The organism is Curtobacterium sp. Arg-1, assembly GCF_025643395.1.
In the GTDB taxonomy this organism is placed as follows: Bacteria; Actinomycetota; Actinomycetes; order Actinomycetales; family Microbacteriaceae; genus Curtobacterium; species Curtobacterium poinsettiae.
This window is the reverse complement of record NZ_CP095731.1, coordinates 672,480-698,241: the sequence shown is the minus strand read 5'-3', so window position 1 is coordinate 698,241 and position 25,762 is coordinate 672,480. Positions and strand designations below refer to the sequence as shown.

Annotated in this window: 25 protein-coding genes; 9 read left to right on the top strand and 16 right to left on the bottom strand. The window is 72.6% G+C overall.

The annotated features are described in order from the left end of the window. The first annotated feature begins 28 nt into the window (after nucleotides 1–28). Nucleotides 29–439, top strand: coding sequence for a MarR family winged helix-turn-helix transcriptional regulator (locus MXD64_RS03415; RefSeq protein ID WP_017886194.1), 411 nt, complete (start codon nucleotides 29–31; stop codon nucleotides 437–439). Then, a complete protein-coding gene (locus MXD64_RS03410; RefSeq protein ID WP_263137131.1) occupies nucleotides 436–1,773 on the top strand; it encodes an MFS transporter in 1,338 nt (445 codons plus the stop codon). The genes MXD64_RS03415 and MXD64_RS03410 overlap by 4 nt, the downstream gene beginning before the upstream one ends. A 176-nt stretch (nucleotides 1,774–1,949) precedes the next feature. On the opposite strand, the gene MXD64_RS03405 is transcribed toward MXD64_RS03410, so the two are convergent. Continuing rightward, nucleotides 1,950–2,843: an alpha-E domain-containing protein gene (locus MXD64_RS03405; RefSeq protein WP_052481681.1), complete on the bottom strand. Its 894-nt coding sequence runs from the start codon at nucleotides 2,841–2,843 to the stop codon at nucleotides 1,950–1,952. A gap of 131 nt (nucleotides 2,844–2,974) precedes the next feature. On the opposite strand from MXD64_RS03405, the gene MXD64_RS03400 reads away from it, so the two are divergent. After that, entirely contained in the window at nucleotides 2,975–3,493 is a 519-nt protein-coding gene (locus MXD64_RS03400; RefSeq protein WP_031259287.1) for a MarR family winged helix-turn-helix transcriptional regulator, read from the top strand. Nucleotides 3,494–3,503: 10 nt separating this feature from the next. Then, nucleotides 3,504–3,707, top strand: coding sequence for a hypothetical protein (locus tag MXD64_RS03395; protein WP_017886198.1), 204 nt, complete (start codon nucleotides 3,504–3,506; stop codon nucleotides 3,705–3,707). A gap of 76 nt (nucleotides 3,708–3,783) precedes the next feature. Here the strand turns inward: MXD64_RS03395 and MXD64_RS03390 are convergent, their stop codons facing one another. From MXD64_RS03390 to MXD64_RS03365, 6 genes are all read right to left on the bottom strand, one after another. Then, nucleotides 3,784–4,620, bottom strand: a complete 837-nt coding sequence (locus tag MXD64_RS03390; RefSeq protein ID WP_042537922.1) for an NAD(P)-dependent oxidoreductase — start codon at nucleotides 4,618–4,620, stop codon at nucleotides 3,784–3,786. Between the two features lie 73 nt (nucleotides 4,621–4,693). After that, complete coding sequence (locus MXD64_RS03385) at nucleotides 4,694–5,353, bottom strand: M23 family metallopeptidase (RefSeq protein ID WP_259551804.1); 660 nt, start codon at nucleotides 5,351–5,353, stop codon at nucleotides 4,694–4,696. Nucleotides 5,354–5,621: 268 nt separating this feature from the next. Beyond that, on the bottom strand, nucleotides 5,622–5,966 hold the full coding sequence (locus tag MXD64_RS03380) for a hypothetical protein (protein ID WP_259551801.1): 345 nt from the start codon (nucleotides 5,964–5,966) through the stop codon (nucleotides 5,622–5,624). Between the two features lie 133 nt (nucleotides 5,967–6,099). Continuing rightward, nucleotides 6,100–6,846 carry a lysophospholipid acyltransferase family protein gene (locus MXD64_RS03375; protein ID WP_259551799.1) on the bottom strand — a complete coding sequence of 249 codons (747 nt, stop codon included), beginning with the start codon at nucleotides 6,844–6,846 and terminating at the stop codon, nucleotides 6,100–6,102. An 87-nt stretch (nucleotides 6,847–6,933) separates the two neighbouring features. After that, complete coding sequence (gene recQ, locus MXD64_RS03370; RefSeq protein ID WP_071251531.1) at nucleotides 6,934–8,802, bottom strand: DNA helicase RecQ; 1,869 nt, start codon at nucleotides 8,800–8,802, stop codon at nucleotides 6,934–6,936. 9 nt (nucleotides 8,803–8,811) lie between these two features. Beyond that, on the bottom strand, nucleotides 8,812–9,960 hold the full coding sequence (locus MXD64_RS03365) for a CPBP family intramembrane glutamic endopeptidase (protein ID WP_156155292.1): 1,149 nt from the start codon (nucleotides 9,958–9,960) through the stop codon (nucleotides 8,812–8,814). Between the two features lie 36 nt (nucleotides 9,961–9,996). Here MXD64_RS03365 and MXD64_RS03360 point away from each other — a divergent pair, with 36 nt between their 5' ends. Then, entirely contained in the window at nucleotides 9,997–10,938 is a 942-nt protein-coding gene (locus MXD64_RS03360; RefSeq protein ID WP_214519072.1) for an EamA family transporter, read from the top strand. Between the two features lie 136 nt (nucleotides 10,939–11,074). Here MXD64_RS03360 and MXD64_RS03355 read toward each other — a convergent pair whose 3' ends face one another. After that, entirely contained in the window at nucleotides 11,075–11,530 is a 456-nt protein-coding gene (locus MXD64_RS03355) for a GNAT family acetyltransferase (protein ID WP_263137130.1), read from the bottom strand. 188 nt (nucleotides 11,531–11,718) lie between these two features. Between MXD64_RS03355 and MXD64_RS03350 the strand changes: the two genes are divergently transcribed. Both MXD64_RS03350 and MXD64_RS03345 read left to right on the top strand, forming a co-directional pair. Continuing rightward, a complete protein-coding gene (locus MXD64_RS03350) occupies nucleotides 11,719–12,435 on the top strand; it encodes a class E sortase (protein WP_017886208.1) in 717 nt (238 codons plus the stop codon). Beyond that, nucleotides 12,432–12,614 carry a hypothetical protein gene (locus MXD64_RS03345; protein ID WP_017886209.1) on the top strand — a complete coding sequence of 61 codons (183 nt, stop codon included), beginning with the start codon at nucleotides 12,432–12,434 and terminating at the stop codon, nucleotides 12,612–12,614. The genes MXD64_RS03350 and MXD64_RS03345 overlap by 4 nt, the downstream gene beginning before the upstream one ends. A gap of 43 nt (nucleotides 12,615–12,657) precedes the next feature. On the opposite strand, the gene MXD64_RS03340 is transcribed toward MXD64_RS03345, so the two are convergent. From MXD64_RS03340 to MXD64_RS03325, 4 genes are all read right to left on the bottom strand, one after another. Next, a complete protein-coding gene (locus MXD64_RS03340; protein ID WP_263137129.1) occupies nucleotides 12,658–15,660 on the bottom strand; it encodes an AAA family ATPase in 3,003 nt (1,000 codons plus the stop codon). After that, nucleotides 15,660–16,823, bottom strand: coding sequence for a metallophosphoesterase family protein (locus MXD64_RS03335; protein WP_017886210.1), 1,164 nt, complete (start codon nucleotides 16,821–16,823; stop codon nucleotides 15,660–15,662). The genes MXD64_RS03340 and MXD64_RS03335 overlap by 1 nt, the downstream gene beginning before the upstream one ends. 61 nt (nucleotides 16,824–16,884) lie before the next feature. Continuing rightward, nucleotides 16,885–18,081 carry a S24/S26 family peptidase gene (locus tag MXD64_RS03330; protein WP_259551789.1) on the bottom strand — a complete coding sequence of 399 codons (1,197 nt, stop codon included), beginning with the start codon at nucleotides 18,079–18,081 and terminating at the stop codon, nucleotides 16,885–16,887. A gap of 68 nt (nucleotides 18,082–18,149) precedes the next feature. Beyond that, the gene (locus MXD64_RS03325; protein WP_017886212.1) at nucleotides 18,150–18,749 is read right to left on the bottom strand and encodes a hypothetical protein; all 600 of its coding nucleotides are present in this window, start codon (nucleotides 18,747–18,749) and stop codon (nucleotides 18,150–18,152) included. 208 nt (nucleotides 18,750–18,957) lie between these two features. Between MXD64_RS03325 and MXD64_RS03320 the strand changes: the two genes are divergently transcribed. Both MXD64_RS03320 and MXD64_RS03315 read left to right on the top strand, forming a co-directional pair. Then, nucleotides 18,958–19,524, top strand: a complete 567-nt coding sequence (locus tag MXD64_RS03320) for a MarR family winged helix-turn-helix transcriptional regulator (protein ID WP_017886213.1) — start codon at nucleotides 18,958–18,960, stop codon at nucleotides 19,522–19,524. A 36-nt stretch (nucleotides 19,525–19,560) separates the two neighbouring features. Further along, entirely contained in the window at nucleotides 19,561–20,070 is a 510-nt protein-coding gene (locus MXD64_RS03315) for a mycothiol transferase (RefSeq protein WP_042537926.1), read from the top strand. Between the two features lie 269 nt (nucleotides 20,071–20,339). On the opposite strand, the gene MXD64_RS03310 is transcribed toward MXD64_RS03315, so the two are convergent. From MXD64_RS03310 to MXD64_RS03295, 4 genes are read right to left on the bottom strand one after another with little or no spacing between them, the layout of a single operon-like run. Then, the gene (locus MXD64_RS03310; RefSeq protein ID WP_263137128.1) at nucleotides 20,340–22,595 is read right to left on the bottom strand and encodes a heavy metal translocating P-type ATPase; all 2,256 of its coding nucleotides are present in this window, start codon (nucleotides 22,593–22,595) and stop codon (nucleotides 20,340–20,342) included. Next, a complete protein-coding gene (locus MXD64_RS03305; protein WP_263137127.1) occupies nucleotides 22,592–24,706 on the bottom strand; it encodes a cytochrome c oxidase assembly protein in 2,115 nt (704 codons plus the stop codon). Before MXD64_RS03305 ends, MXD64_RS03310 begins: the two co-directional genes overlap by 4 nt. After that, nucleotides 24,699–24,908 carry a heavy-metal-associated domain-containing protein gene (locus MXD64_RS03300; protein WP_017886224.1) on the bottom strand — a complete coding sequence of 70 codons (210 nt, stop codon included), beginning with the start codon at nucleotides 24,906–24,908 and terminating at the stop codon, nucleotides 24,699–24,701. Before MXD64_RS03300 ends, MXD64_RS03305 begins: the two co-directional genes overlap by 8 nt. 41 nt (nucleotides 24,909–24,949) lie before the next feature. Next, nucleotides 24,950–25,762, bottom strand: a complete 813-nt coding sequence (locus MXD64_RS03295; RefSeq protein WP_263137126.1) for a hypothetical protein — start codon at nucleotides 25,760–25,762, stop codon at nucleotides 24,950–24,952.

The window sequence follows — 25,762 nt, the reverse complement described above, 5'->3', positions numbered from 1 at the left end:
CTGAACTAATGAGCTAGGCTAACGAGCGATGACCGACGCCACCGACCTCCGCATCGCGGTGAACCGGCTGTCCCGCACCCTCCGTGCCCAGAAGGCCGACTCGAGCGTCACCGACGCGCAGTTCTCCGCCCTCGCCCGCCTGCACCGCGACGGCGCCATGACCCTGGCCGACCTCAGCCGGCAGGACGGCGTGACCCCACCGTCGATGACCAAGACCATCGCGGTGCTGGTCGACCGGGGGCTGGTGTCGAAGGACGGGCACGGCGACGACCGCCGCAAGGTGCTGCTCGGTGCGACGCCCGCCGGAGCCGCCTTCGTCGAGGAGACCCGACGTCGTCGCGACGGCTGGCTCACCCCGCGACTCGCAGCACTCACCGCCGACGAGCGGACCACCCTCGCCGACGCCACCGAGATCATGAGGAGGCTGGCCCAGCAGTGACCGCCATGTTCCGCTCCCTCGCCGGACGCAACTACCGCATCTGGTTCGCCGGGGCCCTGGTGTCGAACGTCGGCACCTGGATGCAACGCACCGCCCAGGACTGGATCGTGCTGACCCAGCTCTCCGACAACAACGCCGTCGCGGTGGGCATCACGATGGCCCTGCAGTTCGGCCCGCAGCTGCTGCTCCTGCCCCTCACCGGCCTCGCCGCCGACCGGTTCGACCGCCGGAAGATGCTCATGCTCACCCAGGGCCTGATGGGGCTGCTCGGGCTGGGGCTCGGCGTCATGGTGCTCACGCACACCGCCACCCTGCTCGCGCTGTACGGCTTCGCACTGGCGCTCGGCATCGTCGCCGCGTTCGACGCCCCGATCCGGCAGGCCTTCGTCTCCGACGTCGTGCAGGGCGAGGACGTCTCGAACGCCGTCGCCCTGAACTCGGCGTCGTTCAACGCCGCACGCCTGATCGGCCCCGCGGTCGCCGGTGTGCTCATCGCGGCGATCGGCTCCGGCTGGGTGTTCGTCATCAACGCCGGGTCGTTCCTGGCCGTCCTCGTCGCACTCCGCTTCGTCGATCCCGCACAGCTCGCCGAACGGGTCCGAGCCGGCCGTGGGAAGGGACAGATCGTCGCCGGCTTCCGGTACGTCCGCACCCGGCCGGACATCGTCGTGGTGCTCTGCATGATCTTCGTCGTCGGCACGTTCGGCGTGAACTTCCCGATCTTCACCTCGACCATGGCGCGGGTCGAGTTCCACCAGGGCGCCGGCGAGTTCGGGCTGCTCAACTCGGTGATGGCGGTCGGCTCGGTGCTCGGCGCGCTGCTGTCCGCCCGCCGGGACAAGCCGCGGATGCGCACCCTCGTGCTCGCCGCCGGCGGGTTCGGGCTCGCGTGCACCGCCGCCGCCCTCGCACCGACGTACTGGACCTTCGCGATCGTGCTGATGTTCGTCGGGCTCGCGTCGCTGACCTTCATGACGACCGCGAACGCCCTGGTGCAGACCACGACGAAGCCCGCGATGCGCGGCCGCGTGATGGCCCTGTACATGGCGATCTTCGCGGGCGGCACCCCCGTCGGCGCCCCGCTCGTCGGTGCCGTCGCCGACGCCTTCGGGCCCCGCTGGGCGATCGTGGTGGGCGCGGCATCGGGCTTCGTGGCGCTCGCGATCGCACTCGTGTGGCTCGTCCGGTACCAGCGGGTCCGGTTGCGCTACGACGCCGACTCGCGGCTGCACCTGGCGATCACGCACGCCGTGCCGGTGGTCGGCTCGCGTGCCGCGCTCCGCCGCGAGCTGGAACGCGACGAGACGCTCGCCGACCGCTCCAGCGCCGTCTGACGGACCGGCTGACGACCTGCGCGTCGGCCAGCGGTCCGCGACGCCACCGACCGTCGGACGGGAGGCCCGTGCCGGCGCCGCCACGGGCCTCCCGTCCGACGCGTCCCACGTCCACGGCCGCGGTCGCGGTCGCGACGCACTGACCGGCCCCGTTCCGTCGCGCGCGCCCGGTCGGGTCAGAGCACGGGCGCGGACGACGCGAACACGCGCTCGTCGAGTGCCGCGGCGACGCGGTCGGCCGCCGCCGCCAGGCGTTCCCCGACGTCCCCCGCCACGGCGAGCGCGGACTCCTCGGGGATCGCGTCGAGCAGCGCGCGGACCTCGTCGAACGCGGCGACCTCGTCCGCGACGCAGGACGGGGCGACGTCGGCCAGGCACTCGGCCGCGCGGTGCACCGTGAAGCGCAACGACCGCGGGCTGTGCACGTCGAGGAGCAGGAAGGCTGCGGCGTCGGACGGCACCGGCGCGTGGTCACGGCCGCGCAGGAACGCTTCGCCCGCACCGCACGCCCGGAGCGCCGCCGTCCACGAGGTGACCGAGTCCGGTTCGAGCAGCCGGGACGCCAGGAGCCGTGCCGTGGAGGCGCAGCGGGTCAGTGACCGACCGAGGGTGAAGAACTCCCACACCTCATCCCGGCTGGCATCCCCCTCGACGACCCCGATGGCCAGGGCACTGCGCTCCCGCACCCAGCCCAGGAACTCGTGCGCGCGGTCGGGGGCGATCTTCCGGGGCATCCGCGACCGCGTGACGTCGAGGCAGTCCCAGAGCTCGCTCGAGACGACCTCGCGGGCACGGCGTGCGTGGTCGCGGGCGACGGCGACGGCGGCGGCGATGGACGCGGGTTCGTGCCGGTCGAGTGCCAGGGCGTCGACGGTGGCGGCGCGGTCCGGGTCGTTCGCGGGGCCCGTGGTGCCGATGATGCTGCGGAGCTCGGTGGACACGAGCCGGTCGTCGTCGAGGGTGCCTGGTTCCCGGCGGGCGACGTAGACGTCGAGCAACCGTGCGACGACGTCGGTGCGCTCCACCGCGCTCCCCACGTGGAAGACGTTCCCCGCGAGGCGGCTCAGCACGGCTGCTCCTGCATGTCGAGAACCTAACGAGCCGGCGTTGCCGGGGTGTTACGGAACCGCGTCACGGGTGTTGCAGGTGTCCCCTCTCCGCGCTCGCTAGACAATCTAACTAGAGCGTCTAGCATTGGTGCATGACGTCCGAGGTGATGACCAGCACCGCGGGGTACTGGTACGAGGACTCCGCGGTCTCCGCCGTGGACGTCCTCAACGCCCTGCGGCGGTACCGGACGGCCGAGAGCGCAGCGCAGCGCCGTGCGCGTGAAGCACTCGGGATCGGCGAGAACGCACTGCTGGCGATCCGGTTCCTGATCGACGCCGAGCACGACGGCCGCACGGTCAACGCGAAGGACCTCGCCGAGCGGCTCGAGATCACCGCGGCGTCGACGTCAGCGCTCGTCGACCGGCTCGTCCGCAGCGGTCACGTCGAACGGCACGCCGACCCGAACGACCGCCGTGGCGTGATCCTCACCGCCACCGGCACCTCGATGCGGCACGCGCTGCGCGTCATCGAGGAGCTCGACGCCCGCGCGCTCGAGGTCACCGAGCACCTGCCGAGCAACGAGATGGCCGTCGTCGTGGACTTCCTGGACGAGATGGTCCGGGTCGTGGACGAACTCGACGTCACGCCCGACCACTCCCGTCGCGCGTAGCCTGGCCCGCATGGACCCTCGTGGCGAGCACCACCCCGAGGACGACATGCCGTTCGCCGAGCTCGACTCGCGCGCCCGTGCCGACGCCGCACTCCGGCGGATCCAGGCCGGCTCCGATCCGGCACGCGAAGCCTTCGACCTCGCCAACACCATGAACGACGAGGCCGTGGGGCGGCTCACGAAACGTCTGCGGCAGTTGTTCCGGCGGGGTTGATCCGACGGGGTTGATCCGGCGGGGTTGATCCTCGCCGGCTGACCGATCGGTCGTTCCACCTGCGCGCGTCTGTGCCTCAGAACGCGGTGCCGACCGCGGCGATGTCGTCACCCCCGTGCCCGGCCGCACTGGCGTCGGCGTACACGCGCCCGAGCGCCTCGAGCAGCGTCGTCGACACCCCTGCGGTGCGGGCGGCTTCGGTGATGAGTCCGATGTCCTTCCGCAGCCCGTCGAGAGCGAACTGCGCGGGGAACTCCCGAGCGATCATCGCGGCGCCCTTGGTGTGGGCGTAGGCGGAGTCGCTCGCGCTGCCCTCGATGGCCTGCAGGAAGAGCGCAGGGTCGAGGCCCAGGGCAGCCGCCAGGGCCAGGGACTGCCCGGTCGCCGCGGTGATCGAGGCGATCCAGGCGTTCGCGGCGAGCTTGAGTGCGGTGCCGTCGCCGACGTGGTCGCCAGCGCGGACGGTCTTCGCGCCGATCGCGTCGAGCACGGGGTCGACACGGTCGAGCAGGTCCGCCGGGCCGGCCGCGAGCATCGTCAGCTTGCCCTGCTCGGCGGGGGCCTTCGTGCCGAGCATCATCGCCTCGACCAGGGTGATGCCGTACTTCTCCCCCAGCTGCACGACCGTCGCGGTGCCGTCGACCCCGATCGTCGAGGCCTGCACCCACACGGCGTCGGTCGGGGCCTCACCGGCGGCCTGCTCGAGGACGTCGACGACGGCATCGGTGTCGAACAGGGTGAGCAGGACGACCTCGGCGTGCTCGACGGCACTGCCCGGGTCGGTCGCCACCGTCGCGCCGTGGGCACCGAGGGGTGCGGCCTTGTCGGCGCTCCGGTTCCAGACCGTGACCTCGTGGCCCTCGCGCAGCAGCGATCCCGCCACGCCGGCACCCATCGCACCCGTCCCCAACACCGTCACTCGCACGCGCGTCTCCGTCCTGGCGCGACACCGTGCCGCGACCGTCCCGACGCTACGCCCGACGCCGTCAGAGGAGCCCGCGAGCCTGCAGCCAGGCGGCGGGGTCGATGGGGATGCCGGCCACGATGACCTCGAAGTGCAGGTGGGCGCCGGTCGAGACACCCGTGTTGCCGACGGCCCCGAGGCGGTCCCCCGCGCCGAGGACCTGGCCGGGTCGGACGTCGATCGCCGACAGGTGCCCGTACCGGGTCGCCGTGCCGTCGGCGTGCTGCAGGAGGACCTGGTTGCCGTAGCCGCCGAGGGCCCCCGCGGAGACGACCCGGCCGGGCAGTGCGGCGACGACCGGGGTACCGATGGGCGCGGCGAAGTCGACACCCTGGTGGTTCGACGAGCAGGCCGCGCAACCGGCGACCCAGCGGGGGCCGAAGCCGCCCGCGTCCGGGACCGAACCGATCGTGGGACGGACGGCACCGCCGGTGGGGTCCGGTCCACCCGGCACCCGGAGCGCCGCGGCAGCACGGCCGACCGAGAAGTCGTCGCGGTCGGCTGCCGGACCAGCGGTGCCGTCCGCGACGAAGTGCTGCATGCCGACCACCGCCGACGTCGCTGCCGACGGGGCCGGAACGGCGACGGCGATCTGCGGCGAGCCGACCGCCACGAACAAGCACGTGACGGCGGTCACCGCCCCGGCGGGCAGGGTCCGTCGGGCGCGGACCCGGATGGACACGAGGCTGCGAAGACGACGGGCAGGAGCAGCGGTCGGGGCGGGCTGGGTGTCCTGGGTTCTTCGGGTGTTCTGGGTTCTTCGGGTGGAAGCCGGGGTGACGGGAGGGGACACCGCCACCCCGGCGGCTCGGAGGGTGCCCCGGTGGGCACCGTGTCGTGCACGGCGCCGTGGGGACACCGTCGGTCGGGCTGCGGCGCGACGCTCGGCACCGCGGGGACGACCGGGCAGGCCGTCGTCGAGGGTCGTCATCGCGCGGGGGCCGACCCGGTCAGACGCGGACGACGCCGTCGCGGGCGATGCGGTCCAGCTCGCACACGACGGCGTCGACGACCGCACGGGTGATCGCGTCGGCGACGGTCTCGACCAGGACGAGGTGCTCGGGGCGGATCGTGACCTCGGTCACCAGGGCCGACGCCACCCGCACCGGGATCTCGTCGAGCGCGGCGACGAGTGCCGCCGGGACCATGGTGGAGTCACCCGGACGGACGGGCGCGGACAACGGCGAGGTCGGCACCGGGGTCACGACGGCGCGCGCCGGTACAGGAGTGGTGGACGGGACGTCGGCCTGATCGCGACGCTGGGCGATGGAGTCGAAGAGCGGGGTGGAGGACATGCTGCGGACGGTCCGATCTGATCTCGTGGCTGGTCGTTCTCGGGCGACCGGCGATGGGGACGTGCCGAGCGGCACGTCCCCATTCAACCATCGATATTTCAGATGTGCAATAGTGACCGGACAGTCGAAGCGCTCAGTCGGGATCGACGGCGGCCGCGGTCGGGTCGTCGGGCTGGAGTGCTCGTCGGACCCGCTCGACGATCGTCGCGGGCGGGTTGTTGTAGGCGTTCGCCGGTTCCTGGCCACTGAGCTCCTGGATCGCCGCCATCACCGCATCGGTCGCATGACGCCGGGCACGACCGGACGATGCCTCGCCGAAGGACGACAGGTCGATCGGTCGGCCGAACTCGATCGTCACCCGGGCGAGCTTCGGCAACCGTGACCCGACCGGCTGCACGTCCTCGGTGCCACGCAGCGCGACCGGCACCACAGGGGCACCGCTCGTCAACGCCAGCCACGCGACCCCCGTGCGGCCCTTGTAGATCCGGCCGTCGAGCGACCGCGTGCCCTCGGGGTAGATCGCGAACGCCTCGCCCTCCTGCAGCCGGGCGAGGCCGAGGTCGAGAGCCTGCTGGGCCGCCGCACCCGCACCGCGCTCCACCCCGATCGCGCCGATGCCACCGAAGAACGCGCGGGACACCGCTCCCTTGAGGCCGGTCCCCGTGAAGTACTCCTGCTTCGCCAGGAACGACACCTTGCGCGGCGCCATCAACGTGATCGCCGGCGAATCGATGAAGGAGCGGTGGTTGCTCGCCAGGATCACCGCGCCGCGCTTCGGGACGTTCCGACGACCGATGATCTTCGGGCGCCACAGCGTCCGGGCGAGCGGGGTCACGACCGCACGGCTGAGCACCGTGGCGAACTTCGTCGAACCGGACACCGGACCTCCTCGTGGTGACGAGCTACCGAGTGTAATGAGGCGCACGGCTGGCACATGCCCGGAACGGCATGCAGTGGCGGAAGGGGCTCAGTCGGCCGCGACGACGACGTCGAGGACCGCGCGCCCGTACCGTTCGAGCTTCGCCGCACCGACCCCGGAGATCTCGCCGAGCTGATCGATGTCGGCCGGACGAACGGCGGAGATGCCCCGGAGCGTCGCGTCGTTGAACACCACGTACGCGGGGACGCCCTGCTCGCGTGCCTGGGCTGCACGCCAGGCACGCAGGGCCTCGAACAGGCCGACGGCTTCCTGCGGCATGTCGGTGACGACCGTCCGTCGGCTGCTGCGGCCGGCCCGCGGAGCCTTGACCGGGTCGCGACGCATGCGCACCTGCACCTTGCCGGTCAGGACGTCGGCGCTGGTGGGGCTGAGGACGACCGTGCCGAAGCCGTCGCCCGACACCGCGGCGTAGCCCTGGGCCAGCACCTGCCGTGCGACGGCACGCCACTCGCCCTCGGACAGGTCGGCGCCGATGCCGAAGGTCGCCAGCGTGTCGTGTTGGAGTTCCTGCACGCGGGGCGACCGCTTGCCGATCAGGATGTCGACGAGGTGCGAGACGCCGTACCGCTGGCGGCGCTCACGCTCGAGCCGCACCACGGTGGACAGCAGCTTCTGCGCGGGGACGGTGCCGTCCCACGACTCCGGCGGCGCGATGCACGTGTCGCAGTTGCCGCACGCCGTGCTCTCCTGCCCGAAGTACGCGAGCAGCCGCACCCGGCGGCACTCGATCGTCTCGCACAGGCTGAGCATGGCGTCGAGGTGGGCGCTGAGCTGCCGGCGGTGTGCGGCGTCGCCCTCGGACTGGTCGATCATCCGCCGCTGCTGCACGACGTCGTTCAGGCCGTACGCGAGCCACGCGGTGGCCGGCAGCCCGTCACGACCCGCACGGCCGGTCTCCTGGTAGTAGCCCTCGACCGACTTCGGCAGGTCGAGGTGCGCCACGAACCGGACGTCGGGCTTGTCGATGCCCATGCCGAACGCGATCGTCGCCACCATGACGACGCCGTCCTCGCGCAGGAACGTCGACTGGTTGCGGGCGCGCACCCGGGCGTCGAGGCCCGCGTGGTAGGGCAGGGCGTTGATACCCTGCTCGGCCAGGGCGGTCGCGGTGCGCTCCACCGAGTTGCGGGACAGGCAGTACACGATGCCGGCGTCGCCGCTGTGCTCCGTGCGGATGAAGGTGAGCAGCTGCTGCAGCGCGCCGGTCTTCGGTTCGATGCGGTACTGGATGTTCGGCCGGTCGAAGTCGGCGACGAAGTGCGCGGCGTCGTCGAGGCCGAGCCGTGCGGAGATCTCGCGGTGGGTCTGCGGCGTCGCGGTGGCGGTCAGGGCGATGCGCGGCACCGTCGGCCACCGCTCGTGCAGGACGCTCAGCTCGAGGTAGTCCGGGCGGAAGTCGTGCCCCCACTGCGCGACGCAGTGTGCTTCGTCGATGGCGAACAGCGAGACGCGCGCCCGGTCGAGGAGCGCACGGGTGGACTCGAGCCGGAGCCGCTCGGGCGCCAGGTAGAGCATGTCGACCTCGCCCTGCACCACGGCACGCTCGACCCGGGACCGTTCGTCGGGGCCCTGCGTGGAGTTGAGGAACGCGGCCCGGACGCCGTTGGCTGCCAGGGCGTCGACCTGGTCCTGCATCAGGGCGATCAGCGGCGACACCACGACCCCGACGCCGTCGCGGACGAGCGATGGCACCTGGTAGCAGAGGGACTTGCCACCACCGGTCGGCATGAGCACGAGGGCGTCACCACCGGTCACCACCTGGTCGATGATGGCGGCCTGCTCGCCGCGGAAGTCGTCGTAGCCCCACACGCGGTGCAGCACGTCGAGCGCGGCGGCACGGGGTGCGGAACCGGCAGCGGGAGCAGGCACGGCAGCGGGCGCGGGCGTGGTGCTCATGCCACGAGCCTACGGGCGACCGGCGACAGCCACCGCACTGTCCACAGCACCGTCCGTGCCGGACTCGCCACGGTGGTCGGTACCGGCCACGTCGTCGGCGCGGGCCGGCGTGGTCGCCCAGCCCGTGCCTCCAGGCCGGGTCCAGCGGACGCCGCCCGCCCAGGCCGGGGTCACACCGCGGAACCGGGGCGCCTCGTGCCCGGCGAACCGGCGGTCCAGCCCCCGCCACCACGCCAGGAACTCGACCATGCCCCAGAAGGCGAGCGACGTGACGAGGGTGACGAGCGTCCCCTGCCAGGTGCCGTTCGCGTCCGACGAGGTGAGGTCGATCCCGGACCAGCCGGGCGCCTGCAGCACGAAGATCATGATGTTGTTGAACGCGTGCTGCAGGACCGTGGCCTCGAGCCCGCCGGTCCGGAGGACGATGATCGCCGCGATCAGGCCGAACGAGCCGACGTCGAGGATGCCCCAGACGTTGTAGCCGTTCGGGATGTGCAGCACCGCGAAGACGACCGTCGAGACCGCCACGGCGATGATCGTGCCGACGCGACGCGGGATCCACGACGCGACCGTCTGCATGAGGAAGCCGCGGAAGATGTACTCCTCGGCGGCGCCCTGGAACGGGACGAGCAGGACGACGAGGACGATCGTCAGGGTGAGGGTGCCGAGGGAGACCGTCGACTGGCCGATCGCGTCGTGGTTCCAGGCGAAGCCGCCGTCGGTCGTGATCATCCCGCCGTCCCAGAACAGGCCGGTCTGGACGACGAACATGACCGCGGCGATGACGAGCGTCGGCAGCAGGCACCATGCCGTCCAGGCCCACCGGACCCGGAACCGGGTCGACGACAGGATGCCGGCCGGTCCGATCCGCGCGATCTTCACCGCGAGCAGGATGCCCGGCAGCAGGACCACGAGCGAGACGAGCGACAGGGACAGGATCAGCGGGTCAGTGGGGTCGAGCGCACCACCGGCCAGGTCGTCCTGCAGGTCGATCAGGGCCTGCGGCCCCTGCGTCGCGCCGATCGGGACGAAGTACGCGACCGCGATGACGATCTGCGACACGACGTACCACCCCACCAGGAACGCGAGGGCGACGAGTGGCCGCCACCACCTCCACCGTCCGTCGATCCGGGGCAGGCGCTGGTAGGGAACACTCACGTCCCGCAGGCTACCGGGCCAGGCAGGATGGGAGCCGTGCTCACTGTCCTGTTCGGTCTGTCCGGCGCGGTCGTCTACGGCTTCGCCGACTTCCTGGGCGGACTCGCCTCGCGCCGGGTCCGCCCGGTCGTCGTCACGGCGGTGGCCGCCGCGATCGGGATCCTCCCGCTGCTCGTCGGGCTGGTCGTCGTCGGAGGCGTGTTCTCGTGGCCGGCCGTGGCCTGGGGTGCGGTCGCGGGGCTCTCCGGCGGCGTCGGCGTGCTCCTGCTGTACGCGGCACTCGCGATCGGGCCGATGAGCGTGCTCTCCCCCGTCACCGCCGTCTTCGCGGCCGTCGTGCCGGTGCTCGTCGCGGTGCTGCGCGGCACGGTGCTGGCGCCCGTGGCCACCGGCGCGCTCGTGGTCGCGGTCGTCGCGGTGGTCCTGGTCGCGGTGGTGCGGGACGCCTCGGGCGCGCGGCTGACCGCCCGGGGCGTGGTCGCCGCCGCCGTCGCAGGGTGCGGCTTCGGCGGGATCGTGCTGGCCTACGACATGACGCCGTCCGACTCGGGCGTCGCACCCCTCGTGGTCGCGCGGGTGCTGCAGGCGGTGCTGCTGGGTGCGGCGGCGCTCGTCGTCGTGCTCCGGACGGTCGTCGTGCCGCCGCCGGGAGGCCCTGTGCCCGCTCCGACGTCGGCCCGCCCCGACGGGGCTGCCGCGGCCCCCGGGCGTCGGCCGGGTCGCGCATGGGGTCCACGGCTGCTCGTCACCGTGGCCGCCTGCGGCGTCTTCGACGCGATGGCGAACGTGTTCATCCAAGCCGGGCTGCACAGCAGCGACGACCCTGCGACCCTGCCCGTCGTGAGCGTGCTGAACGCGCTCTACCCGATCGGCACGGTGGTGCTGGCCGGGGTCGTACTGCGGGAGCGGTTGACCGCGCAGCAGTGGATCGGCATCGTGCTGGCGTTCGTCGCGTCGGTGGCGCTGGCGCTGGCGTAGCGCGCGGGTCGCGGCGGGGCCGGGCGGGCCGGGCACGGTGCCGAGTCGTTCGAACCGTGCGAGGTTGACCGCCCGGTGCGGACTTGCAGCACCGCACCGGATGCGCGAACCCGCACGGTGCGACGGGCGGGAGCCGTCAGACGTCGGGGATCAGGCGCTTGCCGAGCGAGACCGTGCGGTCGTCCGTGTAGCCGAGGGACGCGTAGAACCCGAGCACCTGCTCGTTGCCGGCACGCACCTGCAGGTTCAGCTTCGGGCAGCCGAGGTCGGTCAGGAGCCGCTCGAACTCGGCCATCAGGGTGCGACCGAGGCCGGAGCCCTGCAGGTCCGGGCGCACGGCGAGGTAGTTCACCCAGCCGCGGTGCCCGTCGAAGCCCGCCATGCCCGCAGCGACGACGCTGGCGTCGGTGCGGGGCTCGGGCTCGGGCTCGGAGCCGGGCTCGGCGACCAGGAAGAGTTCGGGCTGGACGGTCAGCTTGCGGGCGATGTCGCGGCGTGGGTCGTTCCAGGGTCGGACGAGCCCGCACGATTCCCACAGGGCGACGACCGCGTCGGTGTCCTCGGTGCGGAAGGGGCGGATCCGGTACTCCATGGGCCCCACGTTAACGGGGGTGGGGAGAAGGTCGTCACCGACCTGTCGCCGTGATCTGATAGACCTGTCCGACCACCCAGCCGATCAGGAGCCCCGTGACCGCAAACGACACCCTCCCGACGCGCCGCAGCGCACGGGACGACGCAGCCGGTTCGCGGTCCCGGCGATCCCCCCGCAGACGGCAGACGGTGGGCGGCGCGATCGTGTCGCTCATCGCCGAGTTGCTCATCATCGCGGGCGCCGGAACCGGCCTGTACGTCGTGTGGACGGCCTGGTGGACCGACGTGGTCGCCGTGAACGAGCAGACGAAGCTCGTGCAGGGCCTCGACCAGGTCAAGACCCCCAAGGTCGAGGGCACCGAGCACCGCGGCACCGCTCCCGTGCTCGCCGAACCCCCGGCGTTGTCGGACGTGTTCGGGACGATGCAGATCCCCCGGTTCGGCAAGGACTACAACCGGCCGATCGGCGAGGGCACCGATCGTGAGAAGGTCCTCAACACCATCGGACTCGGGCACTACCAGGACACCGCGATGCCCGGCGCTCCCGGCAACTTCGCCGTCGCCGGACACCGTGTCACCTACGGCAAGCCCCTGAACCAGATCGCGGAGCTCAAGAAGGGCGACTCGGTCGTGGTCCGGGTCACCGACGCGAAGAAGAAGTTCGACGTCTGGTACGTCTACAAGGTCACCGACAGCCAGATCGTCACGCCCGACAAGATCGAGACGATCGCGCCGGTGCCGAACAAGCCGGGTGTGGAACCGACCGCCCAGGACCGCTGGCTCACGCTGACCGCCTGCCACCCGATGTGGTCCGCGGCCGAACGGTTCGTGACGCACGCGAAGCTCGACTACTGGATGCCCGCTTCCGAGGGCACCCCGAAGGAACTCTCGGAGACCGTCAAGTGATCTTCCCCCTGGTCTGGCGGCTGCTGCCCGGCCCCACCGCCCTGAAGGTGCTCGAGCTGCTCGTGCTCCTCGTCGCCATCGTCTTCGTGCTGTTCCAGTGGGTGTTCCCCTGGATCGCGGCCGACATCCTGCCGCCGCCGGACGGCACGGTGGAGTCGACGCCGACGCCGACCCCGTAGACCGCGTCGGACCAGACGGGACCCGGGCCGGGGCCGCGATCTGTCAGACGGTGGTCGTCACCCTCGACCCACCGGTCGGGGTGCGTCGCACGGCGATCCGCTCGGGGATCCGCTGCTTGAGCTCCTCGACGTGGCTGACGATCCCGACCTGTCGCCCGCCAGCGGTCAACCGGGACAACTGCCCGATGACGTCGTCGAGGGTCTCCGGGTCGAGCGTGCCGAACCCCTCGTCGACGAACAGGGTGCCGAGCGAGACCCCGCCGGCCTCGGCCTGCACGACGTCGGCGAGCCCGAGCGCCAGGCACAGTGACACGGTGAACGTCTCGCCGCCGGACAGGCTGCGGGGGTCACGGACGGTGTCGGTCGTGTGGTCGTGCACGGCGAGGGCGAGCCCCGTCCGTCGCGCGCGGGACCCGGACTCCCGCTCGTCGGAGGTCTCGAGCGTGAAGCGTCCGGCGAGCATGCCGCGCAACCGGTCGTTCGCCGCGGCCACGACGTCCTCGAAGCGACGCATGAGCACGTAGGTGCCGAGCGTGATGCCGGTCGGGTTCACCGATGCCACACCGTTGGCGACGTCGGCGAGCCGGACGACCGCGCGGCTGCGGGCCGAGGTCTCCTGTCGTGCCCGGACGGTCCGGTCGACCTCGGACGCACACTGCTCGACGGCCTCGGCACGGTGGGCCGCGGTGACCGCGAGCCGGGTGGCCTCGTCGAGGTCGGCCGTGACCTGGATCCGCTCGGCCTGCGCCGCCTGCAGGTCGAGGTGCTCCGGGTCGTCGTCGGCGGCCGCGACCACCGCGGGGTCCTCGAGCCCCGCACGGACGACGGCGCGTTCGGCGTCGGCGGCACTGATGCTGCTGCGGAAGCGTGCCACGGTGTCGGGGTCGAGCCGGCCCGCTCGTGCTGCAGCGACGTCGGGGAACTCCTGCTCGTCCAGGACCCGGGCGACCTCGGTGTTCCGCTCGTCACGGGCACGGGCGGCAGCCGCTGCGCGGTCGTCGGCATCGGCGAGGGCGCGGAGCACCGTCAGCCGAGCGTCGAGCTCGTCGACGACGACGCGGAGCGAGCCCGACGAGCCAGCGCTGTCACCGTCACCGTCACCGTCGAGCAGTGCACCGAGCCGCTCGATCGCTTCCTGCACCGATCGCAGGTCGGCCTCGAGCCGCTCGGCGTCCGAGGCCGTGGTCGATGCGAGCACGGTGCGCCGAGCGTCGAGGTCGTTCCGCTCACGCTCGAGCGCCCGGGTCGCGGAGTCGTGCGCCGTCCGCTCGCGCTCGTGCTCGAGCACGAGTGCCGCTGCGTCGTGCGCCGCACGGACCCGCTCGTCGGCGGCGACCGACATGGCGTCGAGGGCGACGGTGTCGACGGCGCCGACCACCTCGGTCAGCCGCAGGTGCTCCGCACGCTCGACCGCCAGCTCGGCTGCGGCGTCGGCGAGCTGCTGGTCGGCCAGCCGTGTGGCGTCGCCCGCGGACTCCACCGCGCCGATGGTCGGGTGGTCGTCCTGCGGCGCGGCCACCGACGGGTGCGCGGTCGATCCGCAGACCGGACACGGGTCACCGGGGGTGAGTGCGGCGCCGAGCTCACCGGCGAGCCCCGCGATCCGGCGCTCGCGCAGGGTGCGTTCAGCGTCGAGCGCATCGGTCGCGCGGCGTCGGGCACCGGCCACGACCCGCTCGGCCTGGGCCACGCGGTGCTCGGCGCGGTCGCGGGCGGCCAGGTCGGCGCGGAGCGACTGCACGCGAGCGACCTCGTGCGCCGCGGCGTCCGCGTCGGCAGCGGTCGTCGAGGCGGACCGGGCGGCCTCGACGATCCGTGCGCGTTCCGCCGGCCGGGCTTCGAGCGCGGTGTCGAGGGCGGCGAGGTCGTCGGTGAGCCGTGCTGCGGTCGCGGTGGCATCGGCGATCGCGGTGCGCCGGGCGTCCGCCTCGGCCTCGACCGCGACGAGGTGCCGGACGCCGGACAGCGCGTCGGTCAGCGTGTCGCGGCGCCGGACGACCTGCTCAGCGTCGACGGTGTCGAGCTCGTGCTCGTCACGCAGGCGGGAGGCTGCCGCTGCGGTGTCGTCGGCACGCGCGATCGCGGCGTCGAGACCGTCGGCCACCGCCGCGACCCGGGCGGCGCGCTCCGCCGTCGCCACCGCGGTCCGTGCGCGTTGGATCGCGGGAGCGTCGTCGTCCAGGAGCGCCTGTCGCCGCAGCAGTGCCGATCGGCGCTCGAGGGCGGCCGCACGCGCCGTCACCGACCGTTCGTGCTCGGTCGCCGCCGTCGCGGCCGCAGCGGCAGCCGTCCGTGCTGCCCCGGCTGCGTCGGCCGTGGCACGCAGGGACACAACCGTGCCGGGGACGACAGTCTCGTCGGCGTCGTCGAGACCGGCCGCCTGGGCGAACCGGGCCAGGGCGTCGCGGACACGGTCGTCGGCCCCGTCGACCTCGGCCTGCACGGCCCGGCGGCGGGCGGCGAGTTCGTCGGCGGTGCGGTCGTAGACCTGGGTGCCGAACAGTGACTGCAGGAGCTTCCGGCGGTCTTCCCCCGGGGATCGGAGGAACCGGGCGAACTCGCCCTGCGGCAGCACCACGGTCTGCAGGAACTGCGCGCGGTCGAGCCCGACGATCCGGGCGATCTCGACCGCGGCTTCGGGGATGCGGGACGACATCGGTTCACCGACGACGTCGTCCGGCGCTGCGAGCCGGAACAGCTGCACGGACGCCTGCTGCTTCACCGTGCCGGTCCCCCGCTGCTTCGGGCGGTCGTACTGCGGCGTGCGTCGCACCCGGTAGGTGCCGGCGCCGGTCTCGAACACGAGCTCGACGAACGGCTCGACCGCGGGGTCGGCGTGCTGGCTGTGCAGCCGGTCGGAGCTGGCGTCGGACCCGGCGAGGCCGCCGTACAGGGCGAACACGACCGCGTCGATGATCGTCGACTTGCCGGAGCCGGTCGGCCCTTCGAGCAGGAACACCCCGGACGCGGCGAGCGCCGCGAAGTCGATGGTCACGAGGTCGGGGTACGGGCCGATGGCGCGGAGTTCGAGTCGGTGCAGGTACATCAGCGGTCCCCCTCGCGCTGCAGGGCGAGCGCCGCGGCCTCGTACGCCTCGGTCAGCACGGCCCGTTCGTCGTCGTCGGGTGCCCCGCCGGTGGCGAAGGCCACGAAGTCGCCGGCGACCTCGACCGGGTCGGATGTCGCGGTCACGGCCCGTGCGGCGGTGGCGGCCGGTCGGTCCGCCGGTTCGTGGGTGATCGCCAGGGCGTGCGGGAAGTGGTCCTTCACCCGGGCGTACATGCGCTCGGGGTGCACGGTGTCGGTCACCGCGACGCGGACCCAGGCGTCGGCGTCGGCCCGGAAGGCCCCGGACTCGATGGCGTCGATGCTGCCCCGGACGTCGACCAGTCGCCGCGGGACCGGTGTCGGGACGAGTTCGACGGTGACGGCACCGGCCCCGTCGAGCTCGGCGATGGTCACGGACTTCCGCTGGTGCCGCTCGCCGAACGAGAACGCCAGCGGCGACCCGGCGTACCGGATCCGGCCGTCGTCGCCGACGCGCTGCGGGCCGTGCAGGTGCCCGAGGGCGACGTAGTCGAAGCCGTCGAACACGGACTCGGCCACGCGGTCGACCCCGCCGACGCGGATGTCCTGCTCGCTGTCGCTCGGGTCGGCACCCCCGACGAACGCGTGGGCGACGACCACGCTGCGGGTACCGGCACGGGTCGCGAGGTCGGTGCGGATCCGTTCGGTGGCGGCGTGGACGACGGCGTGGTGCGAGCGGGCGAGGGGTTCGTCGGGGACCGCGGCCAGGGCGTACCGGGTGAGGTCGGGGTGCAGGTACGGGATGCCGTACACGGCCACCGGGCCGTCGTCGTCGGCCACGAGCACGGGGTCGGCCACGTGTGCGGGCTCGGCGAGGATGCGCACGCGCTGCCCCATCACCCCGGCGCCGAAGCCGAGCCGAGCGGCGGAGTCGTGGTTGCCCGGGGTGAGCACCACCGTGGTGGTCTCGGCGAGCCGCTCGAGCACGCGCGAGAGCATGCGGACGGCGTCGACGGGCGGGATCGCACGGTCGTAGACGTCACCGGCGATGACGACGAGGTCGACGGCGCGCTCGCGGGCGAGGTCGACGAGCCAGTCGGTGAACGCGGCCTGGTGCTCGAGCAGGTCCGCACCCAGCAGTGTGCGGCCGAGGTGCCAGTCGCCGGTGTGCAGGATGCGCATGCGGCCACGGTAACGCCGTCCGGGGACATCCAGGGGCACCCCGCGGTGCCCTGTGGACGGCTCAGGTGGTCACACAGCTCGCGGATGCCATGCCCAGGACCGCGACGACCTTCACCTTGACGGTCGGCGTGCTCGTCGCCGTCCAGTTGTTGCCGAGGTTCGTGCGGAGGTTGAGCGTGTACGTCGTGCCGAGGTTCAGGAGTCCGGCGCCCCCGTAGACCATCGAACGGGCCCCGGCGAGCGTCGTGCTGGCCACCTGCGTCGTGCCGTTCATCAGGTCGAACGACACCGGCACGGTCGCACCGTTGTCGTAGGTCCAGGCGATCGTCACCGTGTTCGACCCGGCCGGCACGCAGGTCAGGGTGGGCACACCGGTCGCCGTGCCCGCCGTGAAGTTCGCGGTCGGTGCGACGGTGGTCCGCGACCACGGGGCCGCGTCCGCCGTCCCGGGCAGCAGCACGCCGGCCGCCGCGGCGAGCACGAGCACCGCTGCGCCCCCGCCGAGGCGGCGCAGCCGCCGCCTGCGACGGACCCGTCGACGCAGGGCGCGACGGGTGAGGACGGTGGACGCAGCGGACGGGAGGCCCGTGGCGGCGCCGTCGGGCGCCTCCACGCCGCCGTCGGTACCGTCTGCCGGCCCGGTCGCGCCGTCCGGACCGGCCGCGTCGTCGGGGCCGTCGGCCGCGTCGTCGGCGTCGTCTGCGTCGACGAGCCGCCGGAGCGACCCGTCGATGGTGCAGAGCGCGAGCACCGCGGTCAGGCCGAGTGCGAGCATCGCGACCAGGCCCCACTCGCCGGCGCTGATCCACCGGATCGGTGCGCCGATGAACGGGATGCGCAGGAAGGCGATGCCGTGCACCGCGGAGCGCTCGATCGGCGTCGAGTCCTGCTGCGGGTTGGCGTCACCCTTCGTGACCATGGTGCCGCGGGAGCCGTCCTGCACGTACCGGTGCATGCGCATGTGGTCCGCCTGGTCCGGGTCGTCGGCGAGCAGGACCTTGCCCATGGCGATCTCGCCCGAGCCGACCGGCCGTGAGACGACCACGTCACCGGGGACGATCCGCGGCTCCATCGAGCCGGTCATCACGGTGGTGGGCTGCCAGCCGATGAGCGCCGGCGCAGCCGCCCAGAGCGCGAGGCCGAGCAGCGTCGCGACGACGCCGCGGGCAAGGGAGGCGACGACGACGCGCCCCCACTCGACGGCGTCACGGACCGCTGCGTGCGGTGCGGGACCACCGTGCACTGCGATGCTGCTCATGACTGCCTTCGACCGGGAGCGCGTTGCGGGGAGGGAACGGACGGGGCGGGTTCGGCCCCGGCCCCGACTCAGCTGTTCTGGGCCTCCCAGGTGAAGCCGAGGGCTGCGGTGCCGCCCTGCACGGTGTTCGGCGCGGTGCTCGAGACCGTGTAGGTGACGCGGTAGACGCGCGTCTCGGACGCGGTGCCGGTCGGGGTCCAGCTGCCGACGCCGGTCGCGTAGTTGGTCGAGGCGGCGCCGAAGCCCGCGACGGTGCCGCTGTAGAGCGAGCTGCCGGTGGCGGCCGGGGTGAAGCCGGAGCAGGAGCCGAAGCCACCGCCGGTGCCCTGCTCGACGGTCAGGTTGACGTTCGCCGCCAGGTCCTTCGTGGTCGTGACGTTCGTGCCGTACAGCTTCACGGCCGAGGGCAGCGAACCGGTCGAGGTCACCGTGATGCAGTTCGCACCGGTCGAGCCGGGCTTCAGGTTGCTCGCCGTGAACAGCGCGGTGTTGTTGTCGTCGTCGGACAGGGCGACACTGCCCGCCGTCCAGTTGTTCGTCGGGTTGACGGTGGTCGAGGAGAAGGCCGCGTACGAGGCCGTCGAGACGACGACCCCCGAGGCGACGAGCGCGGCGGGGATGGCGATCCAGGCGGCGAGGCGGGCAGCACGAGGCGTGACACGAGACATGGTTGGACTCCGTGAGGATGAGGTCTGATCGGTGGTTCGGACGGGCCCGCGGTGGTTGGTCGCGCTACGTGCCGAGGTGGTACGACGATCAAGCTACTTCGCCGTCGAGCAGCCCTCAATACCCGGGATGCCCCCATTGATGGGGGTATCTTGACGAGTGAGTTACTTGTTGACTGAAGTTCCACCCCTGCACCCGAGAAGAGCCCCCATGACGGACACCGACCAGGTCGTCCTCCCCCAGCGCGCACCCGCCGTCCCCGCGGCCAGGATCGCGCCGCGCACGCCCCCGGCACCGGTGTCGCCCGACGTCACCGCGGCCGACCCGGCAGGCACCGACGCCGACCTCCCACGGCTGCTCACCGCGTTCCGCGTGCTCCAGATGCAGCACGCGCGCGTCCTGCACCACGAGAGCACGAGCCGCGGACTGAACGCCACGGACACCCGCTTCGTGTTCTTCCTCAACGCAGCGGGCGGCCACGGCGTGACCCCGAAGCAGGCCGGCGAGTACCTCGAGCTCACCACCGGGGCGATGACGTCGCTCATCGACCGGCTCGAGAAGCACGGGCACCTCGAGCGCCGCCCGAACCCGGAGGACCGCCGGAGCGTGCTCCTGCACCTCACGCCGTCGGGCACCGCGGTCGCCCGCGAGGTCGGCGCCGTCTACTCGCAGGCGTTCCAGCAGGTCGTCGCACCGTCCGACCGCGCCGTCGTCGCCGCTGCCTTCGAGGGGTTCGCCGCGGCCCTGGAACGCCACCACCGGTCGTCCACCGAGTGAGCGCGGGTGTCACGGCCCGCGCGTAGCGTGAGCGCCATGACCCCCTCCGAACTCCTCACCGAAGCGTTCTCCCGCATCCCCGAGACCGTCGAGCGGGCCGTCGACGGGCTCTCCGAAGACCAGCTCGCAGCACGACCGGCAGCCGGGGCGAACACCCTGGCCTGGCTCGTGTGGCACATCGCCCGCGGCCAGGACGCGCAGATCGCCGACCTCGCCGGCTCCGAGCAGGTCTGGACGGCGGACGGCTGGTACGACCGGTTCGGCCTGCCGTTCCCGGCCGAGGCGCTCGGGTACGGCATGTCCCGCGACGACGTCGGCCGGGTGCGAGCCTCTGCCGACCTGCTCACCGGGTACCTGCGCGCGGTGCACGAGCGCACCGTCGCGTACCTCGGCACGCTCGGCCCGGACGACCTCGACCCGGTCGTCGACGACGCGTGGGACCCGCCCGTGACGGCCGGCGCGCGGCTCGTGAGCATCCTCGACGACTGCACGCAGCACGCCGGCCAGGCCGGCTTCGTGCGCGGGCTGCTGTTCTTCAACCGCTGAGCGCGCGCGGGGCGCGCGCCCTGCGCGGTCGCGCGCGTCCAGTGCGCGGTCGCGCGCATCCAGTGCGCAGGAGACGACGAGTCTGCCGCGGCGACCCGACGTCTTGTGCTCACTCGACGACGGACTGGAGGCCCGTCACCAGCCGGTGACGGGCCTCCAGTCCGTCAGGCGGTCGTGTCGCGAGCGACGCCGTGGGCATCGTGGTCCGCAACGCGGTGGTGGCGCACGGAGCGAAACCCGCCGGCCCCACCACTCCCGCCGAGGGCGGACTACGACCTCCCGTACGACCGCAGCCGGAGACTGTTCGAGACGACGAGCGTCGAGGACAGCGCCATCGCGGCGGCGGCGATGAGCGGGTTGAGCAGCCCGGCCGCGGCGAGCGGGATCGCGGCGATGTTGTAACCGAACGCCCACACGAGGTTGATGCGGATGGTCCGGAGGGTCGCGCGGGAGAGCTGCACTGCGTCGACGACGGCGCGGAGATCCTCGCGGACGATGATGACGTCGGCGGCCTTCAGGGCGATGTCCGTGCCCTCGACAACGGCGACGCCGAGGGTTGCGGTGGCGAGGGCTGCGGAGTCGTTGACGCCGTCGCCCACCATGGCGACGTGGTGCCCGGCCGCCTGCAGCTGGGCGATGCGTTCGGCTTTCTCGTCGGGCAGGACGCGGGCGATGACCTCGTCGATGCCGACCTCACCACCGACAGCGGACGCCGTCGTCTCGGAGTCCCCGGACAGGAGGACGGTGCGGAGGCCGAGGGCGCGCAGCTGCGCGACGGCCTCGATCGCGCCGGGACGGAGCGCGTCCCGGACGGTGAGCACTGCGGCCACGTCGCCGTCGACGGCGACGAGCACCACGGTGGCGCCGGACGCTTCGCGGTCCGCGACGACCGCGGCGACCCGGTCGCCGACCCGCACCCCCGCGGCTCCGAGCAGCTCGGACCGGCCGATGACGCAGGCGCGGTCACCGACGGTCCCAGCTGCTCCCAGTCCGGCGTGCGCGGTGAAGTCCGCGACCGGCTCCAGGGTGCCGAACCGGCTGCTGGCTGCGGCGGTGATCGCCGCCCCGATGGGGTGCTCTGACGCTGCTTCGAGGGCGCCGGCGAGGGCGAGGGCCGTGTCGGCGTCGGTGGTGAAGGTGTCGACCGCGGTGAGGGTCATCCGGCCGGTGGTGAGGGTGCCGGTCTTGTCGAAGACGACGGTGTCGATGCGACCGCTCGCCTCGAGGGCGCTGGGGCCCTTGATGAGGATGCCGAGCTGGCCCCCGCGTCCGACGCCGACCATGAGCGCGGTCGGCGTCGCCAGGCCGAGCGCGCAGGGGCAGGCGATGATGAGGACGGCGACACCGTTCGCGATCGCGGTGCCAGGAGCCGCGCCGCTGACGAGCCAGCCGGCGGCGACGAGGATCGCGATGCCGATCACGACGGGTACGAACACGCTGGTGACCCGGTCGACGGTGCGCTGCACGGCGGCCTTGCGGCGTTGGGCGTCGTCGGCGACGGCGGCCATCTGGGCCAGGCGGGTGCGGGTGCCGACGGCGTCGGCGCGGATGACGAGCCGACCACCCTGGACGAGGGTGCCGCCGATGACCGTGCTCCCGGCCGTTGCCTCGACCGGGACGGACTCGCCGGTCATCGCGGACACTTCGAGCGTCGCGGCGCCGTCGGTGACGGTGCCGTCGACGGGGATGCGGCCGCCGGGGCGGACGACGACGAGGTTCCCGACCCGCACGGCACTCAGCGGAACAGTGCGCTCGGTGCCGTCGGTGACGACCTGCGCCTCGGTGACGCCGAGGTCACCGATGGCTTCGAGGACATCGGCGGCGCGTCGGCGGCTGCGGCTCTCGAAGTAGCGGCCGGCGAGCTGGAACGTGACCATGCCGGCGGCGACGTCGAGGTAGATCGAGTCCGCGCCGGCGGGGGTCCTCCCGAATCCGAGCCAGTACCCGGGAGTGGTGGCGGGGTCGACGAGGAGCGTCCAGAGCGCCCATCCGAAGGACACGACGACTCCGAGCGAGACGAGGGTGTCCATGCTGGTGCTGCGGTGCCGCAGTCCCCGGAGGGTGGCCCTGTGGAACGGCCACGCAGCCCAGGTGACGATCGGGACGGCGAGGAGGACGCAGAGCGCCTGCCAGCCGGGGAACCGCCACGCAGGGACGAGCGCCAGGATGATCGTGATGTCGCACAGCGGGATCGCCAGCAGTGCCGCGACGGCGAGGCGGCGGCGGAGCGTCGTGGTGCGGGTCTCCGCGGCGCGGGCGGACCAGGCGTCATCGCCCGGGGTGTGGACGGCGGCGGTGTAGCCGGCGCGCTCGACCTGCGCGATCGCGGTCGCGGCATCGGCGATCCCCAGACCGGCGACCGTGGCGCGTTCGGTGGCGAAGTTCACGGACGCAGTGACGCCGTCGAGCTTGCCGAGCTTGCGTTCGACCGCGTTGGCGCAGGCGGAGCAGGTCATCCCGCCGATGTCGAGTTCGAGCCGCTGCTCGGCTCGCTGGTCGGTTCGGGACGGGGTGGTTGTGGTCACGGCTGCTCCCGGTGGTCGGTGACGGTCAGCGCCGGACGGTCGTCGGCGCGCTCGTGCTCGTTCGTCGAGCCGGGCCCGGTGGACCGTGTCGGATCGGCCCGCTGTGCAGGTGCGGTGGTGTCGCGGGTGGTGAGCTTGCTGAGCATGGCGTTGTACTGCTCGTGGTCGTCGTCGAGGCCCCGGTCGGCGTGCCGGTCGATGCGCTTGGCCTGTCGAGCGTCCTGCTTGGCCCACTGGGTGACGAGGGCGATCACCACGACGATCAGCGGCAGCTCACCGGCGGCCCAGGCGACGCCGCCGGCGACGTACTGGTCGTGGGCGAGACTGCCGATCCACGGGATGTCGAGGTACTGGAAGTACGTGCCGGCGAGCAGGGTGTCGCCGGTCATCACGACGACGCCGAAGAACGCGTGGAAGGGCATCGCTGCGAGGACGAGGCCGAGCTTGCCGATGTGCGGCAACGGACGGGGCGGTGCGTCGACGCCGATGATGAGGGCGTAGAAGACGTACCCGATGGCGAGGTAGTGCAGGGTCATCGCCTGGTGCGCCCAGTGGTACCGCATCGCCCAGTCGAAGAACGGGGTGAGGTAGATGCAGTAGTACGAGCCCACGAACACCGCCAGGACGTACACGGGGTTGTACGTGACCCGCAGCAGCTTCGAGTGGGTCACCGCGACGAGCCACTCGTGGGGGCCGGCGAAGGCATCGCGACGGTGCGCGGTCGTGGCGCGGAGGAACAGGGTGATGGGTCCGCCGAGGACGAGCAGCAGCGGGCCGAGCATGTTCAAGCTCATGTGCAGGCCCATGTGCACGGCGAACGACGCCGACGAGTACGGGCCGACCCCGGACGAGGTGGTGATGATGACGGATGCCCAGCCGAGCATCCAGGCGCTGGTCCGGCCGTTCGACCAGAGGTCTCCGCGCTTCCGGAGTCGGATGACGGCGGCCGCGTACGTGGCGATCCCGGCGATCGCGATGACGAGGAAGAGGATGTTCACCCGGCCGGCGGTCCACAGGGTGATCGGGGTGAGGGGTGTGTCGACCTGGTACCCGAGGAAGAGCTGCTGTCCGTCGGTGGGGACGAAGTACACCGGCGGTGGGATCCGCGTCATGACGACGCCGATCGCGGCCGCGACCAAGAGCACCGCCAGGAGCACGGCCGGGGCGGTCGGGGTGGCGAACCAGCTCCTGCGGAGGAGGATCGGTCCGGCCACCGCGGCGACGAGGAGCAGCTGAGCGGCGAAGAGCACGCCGGTGGGCGCTTCCCACGGCGGCGTGCCGGCGAGTTCGACGGCGGCGATGATGATCGACCCGACCGTCCAGGTGATCCAGCCGGTGAGGGCGAGGATGCGGTGTCTGCGGATGGTGGCGGTGCCGGGACGGCTCACTCGCCACCGGCGGGCGCCGGCAGCCGTGGCGCCGGTCCAGATGCCGAGCGCGGGGGCGGCGAACATGGCGGCGTCCCCACCGAAGTCGTGGTTCGGGCCGACGAGCACCTGCGTCACCAGCACGGGGGCGAGGAGCCCGATGACGCCGATGCCGGTCAGGAGCAGGGTGCTGACCCAGCTGCGGACGAGGTACGCAGCGACGAGGATCGCGACCACGATGCAGGCGACGACGATCCACGCGCCGGGGAGGTAGCTGGCCTGCACGAGGTAGCCGATCGCGCCCGGTGTCAGGAGCTTCGTCACCGGCTGCCCGCTCGCGTCTGCGGCGTCGACGGGGACCAGCAGCACCGCGGCGACCAGCCAGACGGTGGCGGCGGTGCGGACGATCGCGAGGTCTCGGTGGTTGTCGATGACCGTGCGTGACCGGCGCGGCGTGAGGAACACGGCAGCGGCAAGGCCGCCGGTCGTGAGGCCGCCGGTGACGTCGGCGGTGAGGCGGAGCACGGCGCTGAGCATCGAGGTGAGCATGCCCGGGTAGCCGCGGCTCAGCCGGTCGTACGAGGAAGGACCGAGCATCGCGACCGCGACCACGACGATGGCGACCGCGATGACGGCGCCCACCCACGGCGATGCGCGCCTGAGCACACCCGACCGCCCCACGGCGGGCACGGTCGTCGGCCGGTTGCGCGTGGCCGGGGTGGCAGCGGCCTGGGTGTCAGGCACCGGCGAGCTCGTAGCCTGCCTCGTCGACGGCTTCGGCGATCGCTGCCGCATCCGGCCGGGCCGGTGCGGTGACGACGACGAGACCGGTCGCGGCGTCCGCAGTGACGAGCTCGACGCCGGCGATCGCTTCGAGTTCGCCGGTGACGCGGCGTTCGCAGTGCTCGCAGGTCATCCCGACGACGTGGTACTCGAAACGCTCCATGCGCCCATTCTACAAAACGTAGAACGGGATGCGAGTCGAGGTCAGCGGGATTGCAGGACCGGGGCCGGGTGGCGGCGGTGCGGCCAGCTCTTCACCGGCGAAGCGGCGAGACGTGCGGCGCGGAGCTCGAGGCCCGGGCTCGGGTCGATCCGGTTCATCAGCGTCAGTGCATTGCAGACGGTCGCAGGTCCGCAGATGCGGGCGGCGGTGTCGTCTGCGACGAGTTCGATCAGCAGCGCGACCGTTCGACGGAACTCCCGGGCAGTCCGGAGTCGTGGGAACGCGGCAGCGTTCAGCGCAGCGACGCGGCCGATGAGGTCATGCCGGCCGAGCACGTGCGCACGTTCGTGCTCGACGACGGCGCGGACACAGGCAGGGGGCATCGCGTTCTCGACTCCGGTCGAGATCAGCACGCGCCCGTCAGCGGTGGAGCAGGCGATCGGATCCGACATGTGCAGGTACGCGATCTCGTGCCCGCCGATGTGCTCGGTCCGCACGGTGGAACGGGCGACGAGCAGCGTCACCGCGACGTCGGTGCGGCGCTTCGCGGCCGAGATCGGTTCTGCGTTCGCGGCGAGGAGCGCGGCGACACCACCGGCGACGCCGAGCCCGCACCAGGCGAAGAGGCCGGCGGCGGGAGCGCCGATCCCGTGCGCGTGCGCATTCGTTGCGACGACGACCGACGCGATCCCCACGCTCAGCAGCAGCGAGCTCGCGGCGACCGTCAACACTCCGAGCCAGAGGTGGAGCGCGACCTGCGGACGGTGCAGCCACCAGGTGCCACGAGTGAGGATGCTCGGAGCCAGCACGGTGACGACAACCGCGAGGGCCACGAGGCCGAGGACGGCGATCAC